The organism is Mesorhizobium sp. LNJC405B00 (assembly GCF_000502615.1).
GTDB lineage: Bacteria > Pseudomonadota > Alphaproteobacteria > Rhizobiales > Rhizobiaceae > Mesorhizobium.
In genome coordinates this window covers 1-13,032 of sequence record NZ_AYWC01000011.1, presented here as the reverse complement: position 1 = coordinate 13,032, position 13,032 = coordinate 1, and the positions used below count along the sequence as shown (strand labels likewise).

At 64.7% G+C, this 13,032-nt stretch carries 10 protein-coding genes; 9 read left to right on the top strand and 1 reads right to left on the bottom strand.

The genetic code is table 11. The features are described 5' to 3' along the window. Positions 1–4: 4 nt before the first annotated feature. The 4 genes from X756_RS145905 (at position 5) to X756_RS145920 (ending at position 5,497) form a co-directional block, all read left to right on the top strand. The gene (locus tag X756_RS145905; protein ID WP_023710790.1) at positions 5–301 is read left to right on the top strand and encodes a sarcosine oxidase subunit delta; all 297 of its coding nucleotides are present in this window, start codon (positions 5–7) and stop codon (positions 299–301) included. Beyond that, positions 298–3,291, top strand: coding sequence for a sarcosine oxidase subunit alpha (locus X756_RS145910; protein WP_023730677.1), 2,994 nt, complete (start codon positions 298–300; stop codon positions 3,289–3,291). The genes X756_RS145905 and X756_RS145910 overlap by 4 nt, the downstream gene beginning before the upstream one ends. After that, entirely contained in the window at positions 3,284–3,901 is a 618-nt protein-coding gene (locus X756_RS145915) for a sarcosine oxidase subunit gamma (RefSeq protein ID WP_023730676.1), read from the top strand. Before X756_RS145910 ends, X756_RS145915 begins: the two co-directional genes overlap by 8 nt. 153 nt (positions 3,902–4,054) lie before the next feature. Continuing rightward, on the top strand, positions 4,055–5,497 hold the full coding sequence (locus X756_RS145920) for an MFS transporter (RefSeq protein WP_023730675.1): 1,443 nt from the start codon (positions 4,055–4,057) through the stop codon (positions 5,495–5,497). Between the two features lie 18 nt (positions 5,498–5,515). Here X756_RS145920 and X756_RS145925 read toward each other — a convergent pair whose 3' ends face one another. Further along, entirely contained in the window at positions 5,516–6,220 is a 705-nt protein-coding gene (locus X756_RS145925; protein ID WP_023670762.1) for a nitroreductase, read from the bottom strand. Positions 6,221–6,502: 282 nt separating this feature from the next. On the opposite strand from X756_RS145925, the gene X756_RS145930 reads away from it, so the two are divergent. The 5 genes from X756_RS145930 to X756_RS145950 all read left to right on the top strand — a co-directional run. Next, complete coding sequence (locus tag X756_RS145930) at positions 6,503–7,045, top strand: XRE family transcriptional regulator (protein ID WP_023706106.1); 543 nt, start codon at positions 6,503–6,505, stop codon at positions 7,043–7,045. 95 nt (positions 7,046–7,140) lie between these two features. After that, positions 7,141–9,594 (top strand): FAD-dependent oxidoreductase, encoded by a 2,454-nt coding sequence (locus X756_RS145935; protein ID WP_023730673.1) that lies wholly within the window; start codon positions 7,141–7,143, stop codon positions 9,592–9,594. Continuing rightward, entirely contained in the window at positions 9,591–10,490 is a 900-nt protein-coding gene (locus tag X756_RS145940) for a homocysteine S-methyltransferase family protein (RefSeq protein ID WP_023730672.1), read from the top strand. Before X756_RS145935 ends, X756_RS145940 begins: the two co-directional genes overlap by 4 nt. Further along, a complete protein-coding gene (locus X756_RS145945) occupies positions 10,490–11,671 on the top strand; it encodes a pyridoxal phosphate-dependent aminotransferase (protein ID WP_023706109.1) in 1,182 nt (393 codons plus the stop codon). The genes X756_RS145940 and X756_RS145945 overlap by 1 nt, the downstream gene beginning before the upstream one ends. Further along, a partial coding sequence (locus tag X756_RS145950; RefSeq protein WP_023730671.1) for an FAD-dependent oxidoreductase occupies positions 11,668–13,032 on the top strand: 1,365 nt, incomplete at its 3' end. The genes X756_RS145945 and X756_RS145950, both read left to right, overlap by 4 nt.

Here is a 13,032-nt window from a genome sequence, read left to right as displayed (position 1 = left end):
ACAAATGCTTATCACTTGTCCCTATTGCGGCCCGCGCGACGTCATCGAGTTCACCTATCAAGGCGACGGCAACCGCGAGCGCCCGCAGCCCGCCTCGCAGGATCTCGACGCCTGGAACGCCTATGTCTACGACCGGCTGAACCCGGCCGGCGACCACAATGAGATCTGGCAGCATTCCGGCGGTTGCCGCACCCATCTGAGGATGGTGCGCAACACGGTCACGCATGAGATTTCCAGCACCGGTTTCGCCCGCGTCGACCACAATGCCGGTGCCCGGCACAAAGCCGGAGGCAAGTCGTGAGCCCGCGCCGCGCCGAGACCGGCGGCCGCGTCGACCGCATGCGCACCATCCGCTTCACCTTCGACGGCACGCCCTACACCGGCCATGGCGGCGACACGCTGGCCTCGGCGCTGCTTGCCAACGGCGTGACGCTTTTCGGCCGCTCGTTCAAATACCACCGCCCGCGCGGCCTGCTCTCGGCCGGCGTCGAGGAGCCGAACGCGCTGGTCACGGTGCTGCGCGGCGAAGTGCGCGAGCCCAACATCGCCGCAACCATGGTCGAGATCTATGACGGGCTGGTGGCCGTCAGCCAGAACCGCTTTCCCTCGCTCGCCTGGGACATCAACGCCGTCAACCAGCTCGGCGGCAAGATCCTGGCCGCCGGCTTCTACTACAAGACCTTCATGGGCCCTGTCTTCGGCCCCTTGAAAGGCACCCGCTTCTGGATGTTCTGCGAGCATTTCATCCGCCGCGCCGCCGGCCTGGGCCGCGCCGGTATTGCCGCCGACACCTCGCGCTACGAGCGCATGAACGCGTTTTGCGACGTGCTGGTGGTCGGCTCCGGCCCGGCCGGCCTGTCAGCCGCCAAGGCCGCTGCCGACCAGGGCGCGCGCGTCATCCTGGCCGAACTCGAGCCGCGTTTCGGCGGCTCGGCCAACTGGTCCGGCGAGACCATCGACGGCGCGCCGGCCGCCGACTGGGCGGCGCGCACCGTCAGCCAGCTTGAGGGCCATGACACGGTCCGCCTGCTGCCGCGCACCACAGTGTGGGGCTATTACGACGGCAACACGCTGGCGGCACTCGAGCGCGTCACCGACCACAAGGAAACGCCTGGGAAGGGCGAGCCGCGCCATCGCTACTGGGCGATCCGCGCCAAAACGGTGGTGCTGGCCACTGGCTCTTTCGAGCGGCCGCTTGTGTTTCCCGGCAATGACCGGCCGGGCATCATGCTGGCGCATGCCGGCGAGCGCTACGCCAATGATTATGGCGTGCTGCCCGGCGACAGGATTGCCCTGTTCACCAACAATGACAGCGCCTATCGCTCGGCTCTGGCGCTGAAGAAGGCCGGCGCGGCCATTGTCGCCATCGTCGATGTGCGCCCCGAACTGTCGGCCGAGATGCGCAGCCTCGCCACCGAAGCCGAAGCCGAAATCCTTTCCGGCCATGCCGTGGTCGCAACCGAGGGCGGCAAGGCACTCTCCGGCCTCAAGGTGCAGCGCTTCGACATGAATTCGGGCACGCTGAGCGGTGACGCCCGCAGCATCCACGCCGATTGCCTGCTGATGTCGGGTGGCTGGTCGCCGACCATCCATCTCGCCAGCCAGGCCGGTGCCAGAGCCGAATGGAACCCTGCCCGCCAGGCCTTCCTGCCGCCGAAACCGACTCGGCAATGGATTGGCGCCGGCGCTTTCAACGGCAGCTTTTCGACCGTCGAAGCCATCACTGAGGGCCGTGCAGCCGGCCTGTCCGCCGCGGGCGGAGCGGCTGCGCCGGCAGCTTTGCCGGATGTCGAAGCAGCCCCGGGAAACCCCGATCCGGCGCCGGTGTTCGAGATCAAAGCCAAGGGAAAAAGCTTCGTCGACTTCCAGCATGACGTGACTGCCGAAGACGTGCGGCTGGCGCATCGCGAAGGTTTTGTCTCCGTCGAGCATCTGAAGCGCTACACCACGCTCGGCATGGCGACCGACCAGGGCAAGAACTCCAACGTTCCGGGCCTCGCCATCATGGCCGAGGCGTTGGGCAAACCGATCCCCGAAGTCGGAACGACGCGCTTCCGCCCTCCCTACTCCGCGGTGTCGATTGGCTCGCTCGCGGCCGAGCGTTTCGGCGATCTGAAGCCGGAGCGGCTGACGCCGATGCATGACTGGCACCTCGCCAATGGCGCGACGATGTATTCCGCCGGGCTCTGGTATCGGCCAATGATCTACGGCCTTGCCGGCGAGACGGTCGAACAGGCCTATGTCCGTGAAGCCAGGGCGACGCGCGAAAGTGCCGGCATTGTCGACGTCTCGACGCTGGGCAAGATCGCCGTGCAGGGACCGGATGCCGGTGAATTCCTCGACCGCGTCTACACCAACATGTTTTCTACCCTCCCCGTCGGCAAGGCCCGCTACGGCCTGATGCTGCGCGAGGATGGGCTGGCCTTCGACGACGGCACCACATGGCGGCTTGGCGAACGGGATTTCCTGATGACGACCACCACGGCCAACGCCGGCAAGGTGATGCAGAATCTGGAATATTTCCTCGACGTCATCTGGCCGGAACTCAAAGTGCATGTCACCTCGGCAACCGACGAATGGGCGGGCGCGGCCATCGGCGGGCCGAAGGCGCGGGCCATCCTCGCCGCCTGTGTCACCGGCACTGCGGTCGACAACACAGCCCTGCCCTTCATGGGCATCGTGCGCGGCGAGATATCAGGCGTGCCGGTGATGATTTGCCGGCTGTCCTTCTCCGGAGAAATGGCCTTCGAGGTCTATTGCGGCGCCGGCTACGGCACCCATGTCTGGGAAGCCCTTATCGAAGCCGGCAAGCCGTTCGGCCTGGTCACCTACGGGCTGGAGGCGTTGGGCACGATGCGCATCGAAAAGGGCCATGTCACCGGCGCGGAGATCGACGGCCGCACCACGGCGCGCGACCTGCATCTCGACTGGATGCTGTCGAAGAAGAAGCCGTTCATCGGCTCGGCGATGATGGACCGCGAAGGCCTGATCGCGCCCGAGCGGCTGCAGCTGGTCGGTCTGGTCTCGCTCGACAATCGGCCGTTCAATGGCGGAGCCCACCTCGTCGAGGAACTGGACGAAGCCAATCCGCACGACTCCATCGGCCATATCACCGCCTGCTGCTACTCGCCGGCGCTGGGCAAGCACATCGCGCTGGCTTTGGTCGAGGGCGGCAAGGCGCGCCATGGCACCCGGGCATTCGTCTCCGATCCGCTGCGCAAGCGGTTCGGGCCGGTCGAAATCGTCTCCAACCATTTCTACGACCCGGACGGGAGCCGCATGCATGGCTGAGCGCCAATCACGTGAACGCCAGCCACCCGAGCGGCTCTCGCCGCTCGAGCCGGTGTTCCATCCGGGTTCGCACGGCAACTTCGAGCATGGCGTCGATGTCATTCTGACCGAAATCAGGCCAGGCTCGATTCTGCAGCTGGCCGCATGGCCGGGCGCGGAAAAGCAGCTGATCGAAGCGATCCGCAAGGTCACCGGCCTAGATTTGCCCGATGGCGCCGGCGGCGGCGTTGCCAAGGACGGCAAGGCCGCGTTCGGTTTCGCGCCTGGAAAATTCACCGCCGTCGACGATGCCGAGGGCCTGGCGACGCGTTTTGCCGGGGACGTAACCCCGGCAATCGGCACGATCACCGACCTGTCGCATGGCCGCACCGCTATCCGCATCGCCGGCCCTAAGGCCGAATGGGTGCTGGCGAAATTCTTCGCCATCGACTTTGCGCTGCCCGCCTTCCCGATCGGCTCCGGCCGTTCGACCACCCATCACGACGTCTTTGCGCAGATCCAGCGCACCGGCACCGACCAGTTCGACATCTATGTCTTCCGCTCCTTCGCCCGCTCGTTCTGGAAGGCGCTCTGCCATGCCAGCGAGGAGGTCGGCTACGAGATTCAGTAGGGCCAAAAGCCGTTCTGGCCTCAAGGCCAGCCGGTTCTGCCGCTAGAGAATGCTCCAATGGAAGCCCATGGTGGGAAACGTGGCCCAACCGGCCCAGGGGATTAAAAAAATCCCGTCTCAGAGTCGGCATCGTCGTTTGGTTCGAACATCCCCATGACCGCAGAACTATCCGCCGGCGCCACGGATCGCGCCGATGTGTCGGCCAGAGCCTTGCTCCTGCTGCCGCTGACGGTCGCCTGCGGCGTGTTCATGACCAGCCTCGACCAGAATGTCGTGGTCACCGCCCTGCCCGGTATCAGCGACAGCCTCGGCCGGCCGCCGAGCCAGCTCGGCCTGTTGATCACTGTCTATGTCGCCAGCCTGATCATCTCGATGCCGCTCGGCGGCTGGGCGGCCGACCGCTTCGGCTTGCGCAACGTTTATTGCTTCGCCTTGCTGGTGTTCGCCGCGTCATCGGCGCTGTGCGGATTGTCCAACGACATCTGGACGCTGGTCGGCGCCCGCGCGCTGCAAGGCTTCGGCGGCGCCTTGATGGGGACGCTCGGCCAGGTCGTCATCCTGTCGACCTTCCCGCGCAGCCGCACGCTGACGATCAACATGTATATTTCGCTGGCCGGCCAGTCCGGACCGCTGGTCGGCCCGCTGGTCGGCGGCGCGCTGACGACCTACATTTCCTGGCGCTGGATCTTCTTCATCAACGTGCCGTTCGCGCTGGCCGCGGCCGTTCTTGCCGCGTCGCTGTTTCCGGCCGTTACCAAACCGGTGCGCACGCCATTCGATTTCCCGGGCTTCCTGCTGGTCGGCAGCGGCATGGTCCTGCTGGTCTTCGGCATGGATTCGCTTGCGGCCAAAGACGCCGCCGGCAGCATGATCGCGGCCGAGCTGGCGCTGGCGATCGTCATCCTGACGCTTGCCTCCTTCTACTGCCTGCGCGCCCGCAACCCCTTGCTTGACCTGAAACTCCTGCGCATCCGCACCTTTCGCATCTCATTCCTCACCGGTGGTGGGCTGGACACGATCGGCCTGAGCTCGGTCGTTTTCCTTTTGCCGCTGATGTTCCAGCTCGGCTTGGGCATGAGCGCGGTGCAGGCGGGATCGCTGACTTTCGTCGCCGCAATCGGCTCGCTGATCATGCGTGTCTTCATGCCGCGCCTGCTCAACCGTTTCGGCTTTCGCCGCGTGCTGGTCGTCAACACGCCGATCGTTGCTGCCATGGTAGCGGGCTTCGCCTTGATTGAGGCGACAACGCCGGTCTGGATCGTGCTCGTCTATATCTTTGCCTTCGGCGTTCTGCGCTCGGCGCAGTGGGCTTCGACCGGCAATCTCGCCTATTCCGACATCGCGCCCGACCAGCTCGCCCGCTTCAGCGCGCTCTACTACATACTGTGGCAGTTGGGGGTGGCGATCAGCGTCGGCCTGGCGGCGGCGCTGTTGTCGTTCCTGGCTGGCGGCAGGCCGGCGGTGACCAACGATTTCCGCATCCTGTTCGTGGTCGAGGGCGTCATCACTTTGTGCGCGCTGATCGCCTATCTCAGACTGACACCGCAGGACGGCGCCCATGTCAGCGGCCATGGCGCGCAGATGAACGTGGAATAAGGCCCCGGTAGCCGAGGCCTATCCGCTGAACGTCACCCACTCTTCCAGCGGCACGCGGTCGGTGCGGAAGTCGTTTTCGGGTTTCGACGTATCCTCAAGGCCGAGCGCCATGCCGCAGACGACGATCTCCTCGTCGGGGATGTTGAGCACCGGCCGGATCTGCCGGTGATAGGGCGCGAAGGCGGCCTGCGGGCAGGTGTGCAGGCCCCTGCCTCGCGCCGCCACCATGATGTTCTGCAGGAACATTCCGTAGTCGATCCACGAGCCCTGGTTCAGCCGCCGGTCGATGGTGAAGATCATGCCGACCGGCGCGTCGAAGAAGACGAAGTTGCGGTCGTGCTGGGCGCGCATCTTGTCGACCTCGCGGCGGCCGATGCCGAGTGCCCCATAGAGCCCGAAACCGTTGGCGCGGCGGCGGGTGAGATACGGCTCGAAGAACTGGGTGGGATAATAGCGATACTCGTCCCAATCGGCCTTTTCGGCGCGGATACCGGAATTCAGGATGGCATCGGTGATCTGCTGCTTGACCTCGCCCTTGACGACATAGACCCGCCAAGGCTGCATATTGGTGCCCGAAGGCGCGCGCGCGGCGACGCCAAGAATGGCTCGGATCGTCTCGTCATCGACCATGTCGGGCAGGAAGGCACGCACTGAACGGCGCGAGATGATCGCCTCGTCGACAACAGCCGCGTTATGCGCTGCCAGGCCGTTTTTTTCCAGCATGGGCCGTCCCTTTGCGCACACTTCGAAAGCCGAACCGGCTATCGGAGAAGACCTTGCGCAGATTTCAATCCTTGGTCGCCGACCCGCATTCCCACACCCGCCGCTCGTGCCAGAGCCTTTGCATGAACCGCCAAAATGGCGCAAGCAAATCTTGTGTGCCCATGAAAATTCGCTTGATTTTTTCACGGACATGAGCTCTCATGAAATTCATTTCCAGATTTTCATCAAGTGAGCGTTTTGCCCCCAGCTATTCCCAAAACATTGCAGGGACCTGAGGAGCGCCTGTTGGCAAGCGACATCCGTGCGCTGCGCAAGGCGCGTGGGCTGACGCTGGCTGAGATCGCGCTGAAGCTTGGCCGCTCTGTCGGCTGGGTCAGTCAGGTCGAGCGCGGCCTGTCTATCCCTTCACTTGGCGACCTCAGGGCCTTCGCAGACCTGTTCGGCGTGCCGCTCAGCCTGTTCTTCAGCCACGACGTGCCGATCGAGAAGGAGCGCGGCGTTGTCGTGCGCGCCGGCAGCCGGCGCACGCTTGGCACAAGCGAATCCGGCCTGGTGGAGGAGCTTCTGTCGCCCGATCTCGGCGGTAGTTTCGAGATGGTGCGTTCGATCTTCGCGCCGGGCGCCGAGATGAAGAGCGAGCAGCTGCGGCCGACCGAGGAAGCCGGCTACATCGCCTCTGGCATTTTCGAGATCGAGATAGCCGGCGTCTGGCACCGGCTCGGCGAAGGCGATTCCTTCCGCTTCGAGCGCAAGCCGTACCGCTGGCGCAATCCCGGCACCGAGCCGGCCGTGATCATCTGGGTGGTTTCGCCGCCTGTTTATTGAATGCATGTGGCCCAAAGTGTGCAGCGGTTTTGGGAAACGACATGCGTCAAGCAAAAAGATAGAAGCGCAGCGCGCTTCAGGTTTGGGAGAAGAATATGGCCGGTTTGCCGACCACGGCACGCGTGGTGATCATCGGAGGCGGTGTCGTCGGCACCTCCTCGCTCTACCACCTTTGCAAGGCGGGCTGGACCGATTGCGTGCTGCTTGAAAAGAACGAGCTGACATCGGGCTCGACCTGGCATGCCGCCGGCAACGTGCCGACCTTCTCGTCGTCCTGGTCGCTGATGAACATGCAGCGCTATTCGACCGAGGTCTATCGCGGCTTGGCTGATGCCGTCGACTATCCCATGAACTACCACGTTACCGGCTCGCTGCGGCTCGCCCACACCAAGGAGCGCATGCAGGAGTTCCAGCGCGCCAAGGGCATGGGCCGCTACCAGGGCATGGACATCGACATTGTCGGCCCTGATGAGATCAAGCGCCGCTATCCCTTCATCGAGACGCATGAATTGAAAGGCGCGCTCTATGATCCAAACGACGGCGACATCGACCCCGCGCAGCTGACGCAGGCACTTGCCAAGGGTGCGCGCGACATGGGGGCAAAGATCATCCGCTTCTGCCCGACCACGGGCGTGCGCCGTGAGAACGACGAATGGGTGGTTGTCACCCCGCAAGGCGAAATCCGCTGCGAGATCGTCGTCAATGCCGCCGGCTACCGTGCCGCCGAAGTCGGCAAAATGTTCGGCCGCGACGTCCCGATGATGGTGATGAGCCATCAGTACATCTTGTTCGAGGAGATACCCGAACTGGTGGCGTGGTCGAAGGAGCAGGGCAAGAAGCTGCCGCTGCTGCGCGACGTCGACACCTCCTACTATCTGCGCCAGGAAAAGAACGGCATGAATCTCGGCCCCTATGAGCGCAATTGCCGCGCGCATTGGGCGACCCACAACGACCCGATGCCGGAGGATTTTTCCTTCCAGCTCTTCCCCGACGATCTCGACCGTCTCGAGCACTACCTTGCCGATGCCGTAGCCCGCGTGCCGATTCTCGGCACTGCCGGCCTGTCCAAGGTGATCAACGGGCCGATCCCTTACGCGCCGGACGGCAATCCGCTGATCGGTCCGATGCCCGGCGTTCCCAACGCGTTCGAGGCCTGTGTCTTCACCTTCGGCATCGCCCAGGGCGGCGGCGCCGGCAAGGTGCTGGCCGAATGGGTTACGCAGGGCCAGACCGAATGGGACATGTGGTCTTGCGATCCGCGCCGTTTCACCAGCTTTGCGGCCGCCCCCGACTATAGCGTCGCCAAGGGCATGGAGATCTACGGCAACGAATACGCCATCCAGTTCCCGCGCCATGCCTGGCCGGCCGGGCGCGACCGCAAGCTGTCGCCGATCCACGATCGCATCAAGGCGCTCGGCGCCCAGTTCGACGCCTATAATGGCTGGGAGCGTGCCACCTGGTATGCGCAACCCGGTGACGACACGTCGGAAGAAGCAACACTCACCTTCCGCCGCGACGGGCCGTGGCAGCACCGCGTGCGCGAAGAATGCTTGGCGGTGCGCGACGCCGCCTGCATTCTCGACCTGCCCGGCTTCTCGCGCTTCAACCTCGAAGGTCCTGGCGCAGCCGAATGGCTGGCACTGCAGGTCACCGGTCTGGTGCCCAAGCCCGGCCGAATCGGCCTCGCCTATTTCGCCGACGACAAGGGCCGCATCGTCACCGAGATGTCGGTGGTGCGCCATGGCGAAGAGCAGATGACGCTGATCACCGCGGCGGTAGCGCAGTGGCACGATTTCGAATGGCTGAAGTCGCGCCTGCCGAAGGACGCGGCTTTCACCCTCACCGACAGGACCGAAGACTATTCGACGCAAATCCTCGCCGGCCCCAATTCGCGCAAGATCCTGGCCGATGTCTGTGGCGCGGATCTCTCGCTGCCCTGGCTGACGCATCAGGAAACCACCATCGCCGGCCGCTGGGCGAAGCTGGTGCGGGTATCCTTCGCCGGCGAACTCGGCTGGGAAATCCACACCAAGGTGGGAGACACCGCCGCCATCTTCGACGCCATCTGGGCGGCGGGACAAAAACACGGTCTGAAACCGTTCGGCATGTATGCGCTGGATTCGCTGCGCCTCGAAAAGGGCTACCGGACCTGGAAGGGCGACCTGTCGACCGACTATACGGTCCTGCAGGGCGGGCTCGAGCGCTTCGTCAAATGGGACAAGCCCGACTTCCGCGGCAAGGCAGCCCTGCAGAACGAAAAGCAGCAAGGCGTGAAGAAGCGCTTCGTCACGCTGGTGGTCGAAAACCCAGGCGATTGCGACGCGCCGTCCGTGTCGACGCTCTGGCATGACGGCAAGATCGTCGGCGAGACGACGTCCGGCGGCTGGGGGCATCGCATCGACAAATCGATCGCGCTCGGCATGCTGCGCGCCGACCTGGCTGAACCCGATACCGCGATCGAGATTGAAATTTTTGGCGATCGTTTCAAGGCAGTCGTGCAGAAAGACGAGCCGCTGTGGGATCCGAAAAACGAAAGACTGAGAGCATGAAGAAAGTCATTCTCACCGATGGCGGCATGGGCCAGGAACTGGTCCGCCGCAGCAGCTCCGAGCCGACGCCGCTCTGGTCGGCCAGGGTGCTGATCGACGAGCCGGATCTGGTGCGTGACCTGCATGCCGAATTCATCCGGGCCGGCGCTCGCGTCATCACCATCAACACCTATTCGGCAACGCCGGAGCGGCTCGCGCGGGAAGGAGCAGAAGACCTCTTCAAGCCCTTGCAGAAGCGCGGCATCGAATTGGCAAGACAGGCACGCGACGAGGCAGGCGATGCAGCGATCGCCGGCTGCCTATCACCGCTGTTCGGCAGCTATGCGCCGGCGCTGACCATATCGTTCCAGGAGACGCTGGACATCTATCGCCGCATCGTCGCAGAGCAGGCCGATGGCGTCGACCTGTTCCTGTGCGAGACCATGGCCTCAGCCGAGGAAGGCCGTGCGGCCGTTACCGCTGCGTCGGAAAGCGGCAAACCTGTCTGGGTATCTTGGACGCTCGCCGATCACGGCGCGGCGCGGCTGCGCAGCGGCGAAACAATAGCGGCAGCGGCGGACGCCCTCGACGGCCTGACGGTTGCAGCGCGCCTGGTGAATTGCTGCCGGCCAGAAACTATCGCCGCGGCACTGCCCGAATTGATTGCCCTCGGCGGCCCGGTCGGCGCCTATGCCAATGGCTTCACCTCTGTCGAAGCGCTCAAGCATGGCGGAACGGTCGAAGTGCTGCACGCACGCCACGACCTTGATCCGGATGCCTATGCCGACCAGGCGCTCGGCTGGGTCGCCGCTGGCGCCACCATCGTCGGCGGCTGCTGCGAAGTCGGCCCTGCCCACATCGCCGCGTTGCGCGATCAGCTCGAACAGGCCGGCCACGAAATCTCGGGAGTATCCTGATGCCCAGACCCTCATCGCGCATTTCCGGCATCGTGCCTTCGGGCAAAGATGGCTGGGAGGTCCACACCGAGGCATGGGCCCGCAAGGAGGCCGGCCAGGACATCATCATGCTGTCGGTCGGCGACCATGATTTCGATACGCCGAGCCAGACGATCGAAGCCTGCGTGACGGCGGTTCGCGGCAGCAACCACCACTACACCCCGCTTCCCGGCGTTCCGCGCCTGCGCAGGGCGATGGCGGCGGCCTCGACCGCTTGCACCGGGGTCGAGACGGCACCTGACCAAGTCATCGCCACGCCGGGCGGCCAGGCTGCCCTTTACGCGGCCGTGCAGGCCGTTCTCGACCAGGGCGACCACGCTATCGTGGTGGCGCCCTACTACGCGACTTATCCCAACACGTTCAGCGCCGCCGGCGCCAGCTTCACCGTCGTCGAGACACCGGCCGAAGACGGTTTCCAGCCGCACGCCGAGATGATCCGCGCGGCGCTCAAGCCCAACACGCGCGCCATTTTGATCAACACGCCGAACAACCCGACCGGCGCCGTCTATTCGCGTGAGCGTCTGGAAGAGCTGGCCGAGATCTGCCGCGAGCACGATCTCTGGCTGCTGTCGGACGAGGTCTACTGGACGCTCGGCGGCGGCGAGCACATCTCGCCGCGCGGCCTGCCCGGCATGGCCGAGCGCACGCTGGTCATCAATTCGATGTCCAAGAGCCACGGCATGACCGGCTGGCGCATGGGCTGGCTGACCGGCCCGACGCAGATGATCACGCTGTTGACCAATCTAAATCTGGTGACGACCTACGGCCTGCCGGCCTTCATCTCGATCGCCTGCGCCGAGGCGCTGGAGAACCGCTATGGCGTCAAGGAAATCGCCGAGCGCTATGCGGCGCGCCGCACCGTCCTGCTCGACGCCGTGCGCGGCATGAACAATATCAGCGTGCACGGCTCGGAGGGCGGCATGTATGTCATGCTCGACATCTCCGCCGTCGAGCCCGACGACGAGAAATTCGCCTGGGCCTTTCTCGACCAGGAGAGTGTCGGCGTCATGCCGGGTTCCAGCTTCGGCAAGGCCGCTGCCGGCCACATCCGCATCAGCCTCTGCCAACCGGAGCCGGTGCTTCAGGAAGCCGCAAAACGCCTGCGCCGCTTCGCATCCGGCTATCGCCGCGAGGCCGCATGACCAGAAGCATTCCCACCAAGGCCCGCGCGGTTATTATCGGCGGCGGTGTCTCCGGCTGTTCGGTCGCCTACCACCTGGCCAAGCTCGGCTGGACCGACATCGTGCTGCTGGAACGCAAGCAGCTGACCTCGGGGACGACCTGGCACGCCGCCGGCCTGATCGGCCAGCTGCGCGGCTCGCAGAACATGACGCGGCTGGCCAAATATTCGGCCGACCTCTACGTCAAGCTGGAAGCCGAAACGGAAGTCGGCACCGGCATGCGCCAGGTCGGCTCGATCACCGTGGCGCTGACCGAGGAGCGCAAGCACGAGATTTACCGGCAGGCCTCGCTCGCCCGCGCCTTCGATGTCGATGTGCGCGAGATTTCGCCTGGTGAAGTCAAGGAGATGTACCCGCATCTCAACGTGTCCGACGTGGTCGGCGCCGTGCATCTGCCGCTCGACGGCCAGTGCGATCCCGCCAACATCGCCATGGCGCTGGCCAAGGGCGCCCGCCAGCGTGGCGCCGCCATCGTCGAAAATGTGAAGGTCACCAAGGTCCATACCAAGGCCGGTCGCGTCACCGGTGTGTCGTGGGCGCAAGGCGAGGACCAGGGAACGATCGAGGCCGACATCGTCGTCAACTGCGCCGGCATGTGGGCGCGCGAGCTCGGCGCCCAGAACGGCGTCACCATCCCGCTGCATGCCTGCGAACATTTTTATCTCGTCACCGAGCCGATCCCCGGGCTCGGTCGTCTACCGGTGCTGCGCGTTCCCGATGAATGCGCCTACTACAAGGAAGATGCCGGCAAGATGATGCTCGGCGCTTTCGAGCCTGTGGCCAAGCCCTGGGGCATGGACGGCATAAGCGAGGATTTCTGCTTCGACCAGTTGCCGGAGGACATGGAGCATTTCGAGCCGATCCTCGAAATGGGCGTCAACCGCATGCCGATGCTGGCAACCGCCGGCATTCACACCTTCTTCAACGGCCCCGAAAGCTTTACCCCCGACGACCGCTATTATCTCGGCGAGGCCCCGGAACTCCGTGGCTACTGGATGGCGACCGGCTACAATTCCATCGGCATCGTCTCGTCCGGCGGCGCCGGCATGGCACTGGCGCAATGGATCAACGATGGCGAAGCGCCCTTCGACCTCTGGGAAGTCGACATCCGCCGCGCCCAGCCATTCCAGAAGAACCGTAGGTATCTCAAGGAGCGTGTCTCCGAAACACTCGGCCTGCTCTATGCGGATCACTTCCCCTACCGGCAGATGGCAACGTCCAGAAATGTCAGGCGCTCGCCCCTGCATGAACACCTGAAGGCGCGCGGCGCCGTGTTCGGCGAAGTCGCCGGCTGGGAGCGCGCCAACTGGTTTGCGCGAGAG

What these genes read in the sequence shown, in the direction of transcription:
- X756_RS145905 (WP_023710790.1), top strand. Translation starts at nt 5, where the DNA reads ATGCTTATCACTTGTCCCTATTGCGGCCCGCGCGACGTCATCGAGTTC.
- X756_RS145915 (WP_023730676.1), top strand. Translation starts at nt 3,284, where the DNA reads ATGGCTGAGCGCCAATCACGTGAACGCCAGCCACCCGAGCGGCTCTCG.
- X756_RS145940 (WP_023730672.1), top strand. Translation starts at nt 9,591, where the DNA reads ATGAAGAAAGTCATTCTCACCGATGGCGGCATGGGCCAGGAACTGGTC.
- X756_RS145920 (WP_023730675.1), top strand. Translation starts at nt 4,055, where the DNA reads ATGACCGCAGAACTATCCGCCGGCGCCACGGATCGCGCCGATGTGTCG.
- X756_RS145935 (WP_023730673.1), top strand. Translation starts at nt 7,141, where the DNA reads ATGGCCGGTTTGCCGACCACGGCACGCGTGGTGATCATCGGAGGCGGT.
- X756_RS145925 (WP_023670762.1), bottom strand. Translation starts at nt 6,220, where the DNA reads ATGCTGGAAAAAAACGGCCTGGCAGCGCATAACGCGGCTGTTGTCGAC.
- X756_RS145945 (WP_023706109.1), top strand. Translation starts at nt 10,490, where the DNA reads ATGCCCAGACCCTCATCGCGCATTTCCGGCATCGTGCCTTCGGGCAAA.